The 9,111-nt window shown below is 59.1% G+C and carries 13 protein-coding genes and 1 pseudogene; 5 read left to right on the top strand and 9 right to left on the bottom strand.

Annotated features, from left to right (window positions below; genetic code table 11):
- Positions 1-334: 334 nt before the first annotated feature.
- Positions 335-616 (bottom strand): hypothetical protein, encoded by a 282-nt coding sequence (locus FF100_RS36155; protein ID WP_139040837.1) that lies wholly within the window; start codon positions 614-616, stop codon positions 335-337.
- 93 nt (positions 617-709) lie between these two features.
- Here FF100_RS36155 and FF100_RS36150 point away from each other — a divergent pair, with 93 nt between their 5' ends.
- Together FF100_RS36150 and FF100_RS36145 are read left to right on the top strand one after the other, a co-directional pair.
- Entirely contained in the window at positions 710-988 is a 279-nt protein-coding gene (locus FF100_RS36150; protein WP_139040836.1) for a hypothetical protein, read from the top strand.
- 114 nt (positions 989-1,102) lie between these two features.
- Positions 1,103-1,474: a hypothetical protein gene (locus FF100_RS36145; RefSeq protein ID WP_139040835.1), complete on the top strand. Its 372-nt coding sequence runs from the start codon at positions 1,103-1,105 to the stop codon at positions 1,472-1,474.
- A gap of 109 nt (positions 1,475-1,583) precedes the next feature.
- Here the strand turns inward: FF100_RS36145 and FF100_RS36140 are convergent.
- Positions 1,584-1,784, bottom strand: a pseudogene (locus tag FF100_RS36140) (hypothetical protein); the annotation flags it as partial.
- 48 nt (positions 1,785-1,832) lie between these two features.
- Between FF100_RS36140 and FF100_RS38780 the strand changes: the two are divergent.
- The gene (locus tag FF100_RS38780; RefSeq protein ID WP_425463390.1) at positions 1,833-2,147 is read left to right on the top strand and encodes a recombinase-like helix-turn-helix domain-containing protein; all 315 of its coding nucleotides are present in this window, start codon (positions 1,833-1,835) and stop codon (positions 2,145-2,147) included.
- Between the two features lie 145 nt (positions 2,148-2,292).
- Here FF100_RS38780 and FF100_RS36135 read toward each other — a convergent pair whose 3' ends face one another.
- On the bottom strand, positions 2,293-2,793 hold the full coding sequence (locus tag FF100_RS36135; protein ID WP_139040834.1) for a Ros/MucR family transcriptional regulator: 501 nt from the start codon (positions 2,791-2,793) through the stop codon (positions 2,293-2,295).
- A gap of 627 nt (positions 2,794-3,420) precedes the next feature.
- Between FF100_RS36135 and FF100_RS36130 the strand changes: the two genes are divergently transcribed.
- Complete coding sequence (locus tag FF100_RS36130) at positions 3,421-4,143, top strand: response regulator transcription factor (RefSeq protein WP_139040833.1); 723 nt, start codon at positions 3,421-3,423, stop codon at positions 4,141-4,143.
- Between the two features lie 102 nt (positions 4,144-4,245).
- Here FF100_RS36130 and FF100_RS36125 read toward each other — a convergent pair whose 3' ends face one another.
- The 6 genes from FF100_RS36125 to FF100_RS36095 all read right to left on the bottom strand — a co-directional run bounded on the left by FF100_RS36125 (position 4,246) and on the right by FF100_RS36095 (position 7,844).
- On the bottom strand, positions 4,246-4,512 hold the full coding sequence (locus FF100_RS36125) for a DUF6894 family protein (protein WP_139040832.1): 267 nt from the start codon (positions 4,510-4,512) through the stop codon (positions 4,246-4,248).
- 152 nt (positions 4,513-4,664) lie between these two features.
- Positions 4,665-5,393, bottom strand: a complete 729-nt coding sequence (locus FF100_RS36120) for a Crp/Fnr family transcriptional regulator (protein ID WP_139040831.1) — start codon at positions 5,391-5,393, stop codon at positions 4,665-4,667.
- A gap of 733 nt (positions 5,394-6,126) precedes the next feature.
- Complete coding sequence (locus FF100_RS36110; protein WP_139040830.1) at positions 6,127-6,546, bottom strand: Ros/MucR family transcriptional regulator; 420 nt, start codon at positions 6,544-6,546, stop codon at positions 6,127-6,129.
- A 156-nt stretch (positions 6,547-6,702) separates the two neighbouring features.
- Positions 6,703-7,032, bottom strand: a complete 330-nt coding sequence (locus tag FF100_RS36105) for a hypothetical protein (RefSeq protein ID WP_139040829.1) — start codon at positions 7,030-7,032, stop codon at positions 6,703-6,705.
- Between the two features lie 130 nt (positions 7,033-7,162).
- Positions 7,163-7,429, bottom strand: a complete 267-nt coding sequence (locus FF100_RS36100; protein ID WP_139040828.1) for a hypothetical protein — start codon at positions 7,427-7,429, stop codon at positions 7,163-7,165.
- A gap of 43 nt (positions 7,430-7,472) precedes the next feature.
- Positions 7,473-7,844, bottom strand: a complete 372-nt coding sequence (locus FF100_RS36095) for a DUF5681 domain-containing protein (RefSeq protein ID WP_342779052.1) — start codon at positions 7,842-7,844, stop codon at positions 7,473-7,475.
- Between the two features lie 744 nt (positions 7,845-8,588).
- On the opposite strand from FF100_RS36095, the gene FF100_RS36090 reads away from it, so the two are divergent.
- Positions 8,589-8,837, top strand: coding sequence for a hypothetical protein (locus FF100_RS36090; protein ID WP_246102778.1), 249 nt, complete (start codon positions 8,589-8,591; stop codon positions 8,835-8,837).
- The last annotated feature ends 274 nt before the right edge of the window (positions 8,838-9,111 follow it).

Below are 9,111 nucleotides of genomic sequence, written 5' to 3'. Positions count from 1 at the left end.
GGCGAGGCGGGTGCGGCGGCAGAAGCGGGGCGATCGCAGACCAGAGGTCGTCGGGAAGAAGCGGGCGAGCCATACCACCCCAACGCCCAACAGACCCGATCGTGCCGTTCTGTTAGGCGCTCTTAGACAGGGACATTGATGAAATATCACTGGTGGATCGTATGGGATTATCGGGGGCACAATAGGGGCTTCTACGATAAAGGGCAGGATTGGTGGCAAATCACATTCCCCTGGTCACCTCGACTGCCACGCATCGCCCTCATTGCTCGACGGATAAAATCTAGCACATAAGCAAATGGCTACTCAGGTTGCACATGGGGCGAGGGCGCGCCCACTAGTGCAGGTCGTGAACATTCATGAGGCGTACCGGGCGGCTCAGCATCTCTGGGACGGCGTCGGAGCGCGACCCTGCAGCATCGCGTGGAGAGATCAGCGCGGCTGCATCCACATAACGATGGTAGGCAGGCTTGCAGAGTTCGAGGGGGCACGCGTTGGCCTCATCGGTGATCGAATTCTTGATGAGATTGGAAGCCGCAGTCCGCAGAATGACAGAGAGCGCGATTACATTCTGAGCTTGCGCCTTCAGCATGAGATCGACTGCGAAGGCTGCATCCACGACGCCGACATGATGCGCGAGATCGCGCGGGCCTGGGGCGCCTAAGCCCCCTCTCCACCGACACATCTCCTCGCATTGCATTGGAGCACGCCCGTGCCCTCTCTCAACCTGCGCAACGTCCTGCGCCGCGACAGCAATCGCCCGACCTTTCGCAAGCGCGCCGCCATTCTGAAGGCCGCTGCGGCCCGTGTGATCCACGGCGTGCCGTCTCCTCTTGGCGCTACTAACCCCGTCCTCTCCGCCCTCGAAGTCGAGTTCAAAGACGCAATCGCAGAGCTCACCAAGGCGGATGACGCCATTGGCCGTGCCTACGAGGCACAAGACGAACCGCTCATGCCTGCTGCGTTGCTGCCCAAAAGAATAGATCTATAGATGTATAGTATTACTCGGCCGCATATAGCGCCGTGGGCCGGCGGGGGCGGCTTTTATCTACCCTACAGCCGCGTTCAGGTAGAAGAGTTACGGGGGCGTCGGCACATGATGAATATGCCGAGCCTCAGCGGTCAACGACCGGACCCACAGGCGCAGGCGCGCGGCGACGAAATCGTAGCAGCCTGGGATGCGTGGCAGGCGGAGACCGCGGCGGCCAGACAAGCAGTCGGGTTGCCGCCGCTCCTCGCTTCCCGGAATGCTGCAATAGAGCGGCGCGACAAAGCGCTGGCCCACACTCACGAGACGCCCGCACGCTCGCTCGCCGACCTCGTCCTCAAGGCCCGCATCACCTCGGCAGTGTGCGATGGGCTGTCGCTGCGCCCCGCAGACCGGGACCTGTGGCCCGACGCGGACGAGGCCATGCCCTTCGCCATCACGGCGGATCTGCTCGCCCTCTCCGGCGCCCGCGCAATGACGGGAGCCTGACCGATGACGAACGTGGTCACCTTCCCGGCACAGCGGCCCAGCGCTGCCGGCGCCACCTTAATGGACGGCCGCGGGGGCGCCGCGAGCCTGAGCATCGAACCGAACCCCGTCAGGCCACCAAATACGGCCCCTGGAACAGATCACCCATGGCTTTGCGTCGGAACAGCGTGCGCCAACGGCGGCGCTGATGCTCATCGCGATCGTGCAGCATGTGGCAGCGCTGGCAGAACGCCGCCAGGTTGGCGTCCTGGTTGTTGGCCGTGTCGTAGTCGCGGTGGGCGGCGACCAGCACCACCTTCGTGATGCGGATCTCTGAGAACGAAGCTATCCTTGAGCGGTGGGCGGCCTGAGACCGGCTATGGACCGACGAGCTAACCAAGGATGTCTGAACAGCATCCAGGTGCGCCAGGAGCGAGCGCGAACACATGCGGTAGAGCTTGCCCCGGTCATTGCCGAGCTGCGATCTGGTGGCGCGACGACCTTACAGGCCATCGCTACCGGGTTGAATGCCAGGGGTATCTCAGCGACTCGCGGTGGCCGGTGGACGCCTATGGCTGTGAAGCGCGTACTTGCCTGGGCGCTAAGTAACAGCGGGCCGGATCCTTCGGGGGAAGAGACCGAACCCGCCGGCCTCACCGAAGGTGGTCGGAATGGCGAGGCAGGCACGATGTAGCAGAGCAGGTGTTGCCAGGGCACGGGGAGACGAATGTGCCCTGGTCCACATGTAACGCTAGCCGTGCGGCCGAGAGGCGGCAGGCTGGTCTGACTCCCGAGCCAATGTTCTCCCGCTAGGGGCGTTCCAGCGCAGACAGTCGCTGTCACTCAGCGGCGGCTTCGGCCTTCTTCGGCCGGCCGCGGCGGGCAGGAGCGGTCGCCTGCGTCTCGGCTTCCGCCTTTCGCGCGGCTGCACGATCGCGCCGGATCTGGCCGAGGCCGAGGCTCTTGGCGAGTTCGGAGCGCTTGGCGGCGTAGTTCGCCGCCACCATGGGGTAGTCGTGCGGCAGGCCCCACTTCTGGCGATGTTCCTCAGGCGTCATCCCGCGGCTGCTCAGATGCCGCTTGAGCGACTTGTACTGACGGCCATCCTCGAGGCTGATTAGGTGATCCGGGGTGACGGTCTTGCGGATCGGGAACGGGGGTGTGAGCTTCTCGACCTGAGCAGGCGCGGCCAGGGCACCAAGCTTCGTCAGAGCCGCGTGGGTCGAGGCAATCAGGTCCGGCAGGTCAGTAGGGCGCACGCTGTTCTTAGCCACGTAGGCGCCGATGATGTCGGCAGCGAGGCCTATAAAATCAAGGTCGTTCTGTGTGACGTAATTCATGTGCGAGGCTCAAACCATCTATCTATCCGTATGAGAAGAATAGTCGGTGCTTATCAGGACGGGTCAAGTCCTATTTAACGTGGCGCCTGAAATTTCGTCTTCGAACATATCTCGAGAGGATCGAGTTGGTGTGATCATGCATCGTCACGTTTGACGGAGTACCGCGACGAAAGAGATGGCCTCGTTCAACCGGCCGTGCCCAACGGCAGAGCCTTCTTTGGCACCCTGTTAGCTTTCGGCAGAGACGACGGTTCGTGACCATGCCAGGAGAAGCACGGCTGTCGCGATGCGGAACGCCGGCAGCCGTAGCGAGCCGGGCGAGTTTTCGACCGACCCCTTGTCCCGGCTCGCTCCATCCAAATCACAAGCCGGTTCCTCACTGCCTACAGCTCGTAGGTCCCGTTGTCAGGCGGAGTAAGCTGGCTGGCGTGGCGGCTAAGTTAAAAGCACAAAATTGCCTGCAACGAGGCCGTGTTCGAAGCAATGTCATTTAGCACTTTTTCGGGCACATTCGATCCATAATCGTCATGAAAGGTTTATATTTTATTAATGCTGCTTATTTTGGTGATGCTACAGATGTATGGTAGCAGCAATTCAGCTGTAGATACATACATAGGATCATAGAGTATGTCTATAAATGTCAATAAAGATAATAATAGCAATTCGTATTTTGCAGGTCAAAGCGTTTTTGAAACCGCATCATTAAAAGGTACCGACAAAAAATCGTCGATTTATGTTATCGAAAGTCGTAAGATGATTCGCGATTGTCTTGAAAAATGCTTGATAAAAGCATTTGACGCTCAAACCATAATGGCGTTTGCTTCCATCAATGAATGGGATCAATCGAAAGTATTATGTAGGGCGGGAGACATCATTATTCTGTGCTGTGATGCGCACGATACTCCCCAAATCGAAGAGGATCGTAATGATCTTCTTTCTCGCCCAGGTATCGAGGCTAGATTTGTGTTTTTGTGTGACAGCGAAGATTTAGCCGGTGTCGTTGAACAACTGAATAAGGGCGCACACGGCTACATCCCGACTAGCGTCGGTCTCAATGTAGCGATTGAGGCCATACGACTGGTACAAGCTGGAGGAATTTTTATCCCCTCCAGCTGCGTATTCCAGCATTGCGAACCTATTGAGTCTGTGACACCTCGCAGCCAATTCACTCGACGTCAGAGCGCGGTGCTGGAGCAGCTACAGACGGGCAGGTCGAATAAAATAATAGCATTCGAGCTAAAAATGAAAGAAAGCACTGTCAAGGTTCATGTTCGAAATATCATGCGAAGACTTGGTGTTACGAATAGAACTCAGGTTGTTGTTGAGACTTATGGTAAAACAGTATCTTAAAGGCTCATTCTCAGATTTGTTGATTGTAATACAATGATTGATATGGGCAGTTAAGGCTGTCCATATCAAATATTTTAACATAAAAATCAATCAGCACAAAGATCAATCAAAAACATGTTGGCTATGTGATAAAGTATTTTTCCATTCCCCTGAAAATACAAGAGTTGCGATATACAAAACATTATTATGGCTATCCCGAACACTTACCTTAAAAGTTCGCCGATCACCATCGGGCATCTTCTGCCGCGCCATATCAGGCAAAGCCATATGCGCGGCATCTCGCGCAGCCTGAATATCAGGAAATTCTATTCCTTCATCATCTCTGATCGCCAGATCGTCATCATCGGTGTCAATGAAGTAGCGCGCCACGGTACTCTCCGCCGAACACAAGCGAGAGTGCATTCACCTCTCAAACGCTGACGCTCAGGATTGCCTGCCAGCGGTGAACCCTCATGCCTTATCCAAGAAGCCAACACAATAACACGCCTTGCGACATGATGGGGTTTTGTCGGAAAGCCTACTCAGCTCGAGGCATCGCCGCGCTGCCTCAGGTGCAGGTACTTCGGATCAAAATCGGCAAACACCTTCAAGCGCTTAACATCGGGAATGTGGATCCGCTTGTGTTTCCAGTTAATCAAGTTCTGCCCTCTCAACTCCTGCAATGTACGGTTGACATGAACGATGGATAAGCCAAGAGTATCAGCGATATCAGCCTGAGAAAGTGGAAACTCAAAGCTGTCTGCGTCCGCGTACCCGACTGTCTGCAGCCGCACCAGCAACTCACAAACCAAGTGCGCCATATGCCTGTCCGCCGGACGCTGCCCCATGCTGACGAGCCACGACCTTAGTGTGCCCTCGTCGACAAGTGTCGCCCACCACAGGGCCCGCATGATACGAGGGTGGTTCTGATTAAGTTCGTCGATGGTCGCTCTCGGGATCTCGACAATTTGACAACCCCAGCCCGTTCCAATAGTGTGGTCCATCTCACCCAGTATGGCGACATGCAGATCACAGAAGTCACCTGGTACGAGGAATGCCATTATTTGGCGCTTGCCGTCGGGAAGAATTTTGTATCGGCAAGCAAACCCGTCGATGACCAGATGAACGTTGTCCGGTCTTTCTCCTTCGGTAATGATGTCTTTGTTTGAAGGGACCCATTGAGTTTTACGACAGATCTTTTCTAGAACGGCCCGATCGTCGTCGGTGAGGTGAGCGCCGTACACGAGTTTCCGGATCAGTGGGTTTGACACAACGGTATCCCATGCCAGGCATCTTCACAGGAATGTTATCACAGAATAGTCGCGTGCAAAGCGTCGCCTGACCGACATGGAGAGTCAGGAAGTGGTCCGGCCGGTTAGCAGGAGCACGGCCGGAATGATAAGCAGGATGCTGCCGGCGCCGAGATCGCCTGCGCTGTAGTGACCGCCGCCATAGAAGCTGCCATCGTAGCCAATAGCAGGATGGGCAGAATGAGGACGATTAGAAGGGTCTCGGGCGGAAATCCCTATGGCCAAGCTGGCTGGTAGGATGAATGCCACACTGGTGCTGTTCGTTCCTCAGCCGGGGAAACCGACCGGTAAACGACGGCGACGTCTGAGCGGCGGGCCGGGTCGTTCCCTCCAGATGGAGACCCAGCCCGCCGGCCTTGCTGAAGGGTGATCGGAACAGCAGGGCACCTGCACTTAACAGCGAAGCCTGACGGTGGCGCAAATATCCGTTGGTCTGTGGAGTGCAGAATAAGCCTATCGGAATAGGGTAAGGATCACGTCCTCAAGCGCGAAGAAGATCCCCACGACGGCGATCGCGAGGCCTGCCACGATCAGGCTCAAGGTCCGGAACGGTATGGTGCACGCAGCCCTCTGTCGCCGCCAAGGGTTGATCGGGCTCACCTTACTCCACCGCTGCGGCATCAGCCTGCTTCAGCTGATCGCGGCGGGCAGGCGTGGGCGCGACCGCAACCGCCTCGCTCTCGGCTTCAGCCTTCTAGGTAGCCGCCTGATCGCGCCGGATCTGGCCGAGCCCGGTGCTCTTGGCGAGTTCGGAGCGGTGGGCAGCATACGTCGCGGCGACCATCGGGTAGTCGTGCGGCAGACCCCACTTCTCGCGGTAGGCCTCGGGGGTCAGCCCGCGCCCGGCGAGGTGCCGCTTCAGCGTCCGGTACGGCTTGCCGTCCTCCAGGCTGATGATGTGGTCGGGGGTGACCGTCTTGCGGATGGGGATGATGGGCTCAGGCTTTACGGGCTCAGGTGCGGGCGGAGCCGTCAACTTCATCAGTGCAGCATGGGTTGCCGCGATGAGGCCCGGCAACTCGGAGGCCGGAACGCTGTTCTTCGAGACGTAGGCGCCGACGATGTCGGCGGCGAGGCCGATGAAATCGGCGTCGTGCTTTGTGACGTCATCCATGTGCGAGACCCAAGATATCTATTTTTCTGCGCAGCCAAGATAGCGGGTGCTCTGCAGGACGGGTCAAGCCTTGTTTTGGCATTTCATTCAAAATTTCAGCAACAGTAAGGTTTCGAACAGATCGAGTTGCTGTGCGCTAACGCGCGACCGCCTCGGCTATTGCGGAGCGGATCTAGGTTTGACGAACGGCGGCAGCGCCCCGCGGGGCTTTTCATGCAGAACTGCCCCAACGATCTGGCCGCTCTCGCTATGGTGGAGCAGATAGAGGACCTGGGCTGGTGTCCGCAGGATCTCCTGGCGCAGCGGCTCCCCGGCCGGAAGGCGCGTCAGGGCGACCATCAGACACGGCAGCCCGGCGGATGCGACCTGCATCGCCTCGAACTTGATCTCGCGCAGGCCCCAGCGCTGGCAGGCAACGCCGGCCGTTGTGGACGGGAACGGGTTGGGCGCGAATGCCGTCGCCGAACCAGCGGCCCAATGCACCATGGGTGCCTTGGTCTGTCAGAGAACGTTGCCTTCGCCGACGCCCCACTTCCTTCCGCGTTCCCGTCGCCTCACCCCCGCGTCGTGCTCGTCGGCCACGCGAGCACGACCCTTGAGAAGCTCGGCTGGCCGGTCAAGCGGCGGTTGGGCACTGGCGCGCGATCACTTCCCGGATCATCGGCAAGCCCTCCTCAAGGATGTCAGCCATCTCCGCGTATCCGGGATCACCCGTGCCCCGGAAGTAGGCGATGGCATCCATGACGCTGCTGTGCCCGGCGATCATCCGACGGAAGTTGTCGAGGAGGCGTTGGTCTAGCTCGTCGTCGGTAAGGTGGCGCAGGTTGCTCATGTCGGCGTCCTTTTCCAGTCTGCGAATACGGCTCTCGAGGGTGCGGTTCACTTCTTCAGTCCTTCCAAGGCGTCGAGGCGGGCTTGCACGTCTGTCACCTCGATGCCCGGACGTGGGCGTCCACCAGCTTGCCAAGCTCGGCAGCCTCGGACGGGGTGAGTTCGGCGGCAGCCACAGCGGCGAGAAGCGCCCCGGTCGCCTTCGTTAGGTCGGCTGCGGTCTCGATCGGCGGTAGGGCGAACGGCACGGGTCGGTCCTTGCGGACGGGCATCAGGCGGTCGAGGCACAGGCGAAGAGCAGTGGGGTCGCCGTCCTTCGCCAGGGTCGTTGCTTTGCGCATGATGACGTCGGCATCGTCCGACAGGATCAGCTCCATCGCCTGCGCAACCCGGGTTCGACTGCCCTTGGCTCGCCCGGCAGGATTGCCGCTCTGCCCCTTCTGGAATGGTCGCCCTCTCGCGGGCATCACAGAGTCCTCTCGTTTACGGATCCTTATCCGAGGTTCGGCACGGTACCCGCTGATAGCGTTGCTCAGAACAGCCGCAGAGCAGCGGATCAACACCCATGCGCATCAACGGATCAGCAAGACGCTCGATCCCTATCGCGACTGAACGACCTCACTCGTCCCTCTCGGTTCCGAGCAGTATGATGCCTAGCGAGTCCCGTGTAACCCCCTCCGTAGCGCGGACGAAACCATTACTCTTCACGCGCTTCCGTTCAGATGGTGGCGCGAGACCGGAGCGAGAAAGTCTGCTGGTGAGCGTTGCCAGGGTCGTCGTCGCTGGTATCCTGCTTATGGGCTGGACTTACCTTGCTCCAGCAACGTCGGCTGTCCCTGCCTCGAACCTGATCCTGACCATCAGTCGTTGAGATAAGCGCCCGACGACGGATCCAGGGAGGCGCAAGCACGGGCGATGCACGGCTCGGGCTATCGCGCTCCGGCGGATCATCGAAGGCGGGGCGGGACCTCAATGAGATGATCCGGGCGGCCGAAGCCTCGATGGATGGCCGGGGAGGCTGATCGTCCGCCCGGGGGTCTGCTCCCGATCCATCACGGACCCTCGCACGATCGAGCCGCTTGGGTTTGGTCCTTAGCCACCTTTAAGCTCTCCCAGCACGAGAGCAATTCAGACCTGTTTAAAAATAATGCCCGCAATTGATTGGTTGCCTTGCAGATGTTTCGCTTTAAAACGCGCGGATGGCTCGCAGTGTGACCTATCAGATTTTCGACATGCCGGACGGCAGATTTTCCGTCACCGTGACCATTGAACCGAACAAGATCATGGTCTGCGCCGGCTTCGCGACCCAGGCCGAGGCCGGCGCCTGGGTCGAGGGTTTGCGGGATATCATGGCGGCCCTCGGCGCACCGGTGAGCCTCGCTTTCCCTGAGTACCCCGGATCATTGCCCTTAAACGAGGTGCTGGCATTCATCCGTAAGGCACCCACCGACGCCGACTGACGGCAACCCCGTGGGGGTGATCTGTCTCAGCCAAACCAGAGACGCAGCTGGGAGAGGTGAGGGATCAGTACCCTTTCCTGTCGGGTACGGTTCGTGCTGGCCGCCCCTGATGCACAACATGGGTCATTGTCAGCCAAGCGGAGGTGCGTATCTAGTGAGATTGGCCGGACCGAGGAAGCCAACAGGGCCTGGGTCGATCCGCGAAAGCTGCTGCCACAACCGCAAACACCCGGCAGCAGGCCAATGGATACCGAGGGCAGTCGCCGTGCGGGAC

It is taken from the genome of Methylobacterium terricola, from assembly GCF_006151805.1.
GTDB lineage: Bacteria > Pseudomonadota > Alphaproteobacteria > Rhizobiales > Beijerinckiaceae > Methylobacterium > Methylobacterium terricola.
This window is presented reverse-complemented; position numbering and strand designations above follow the sequence as displayed.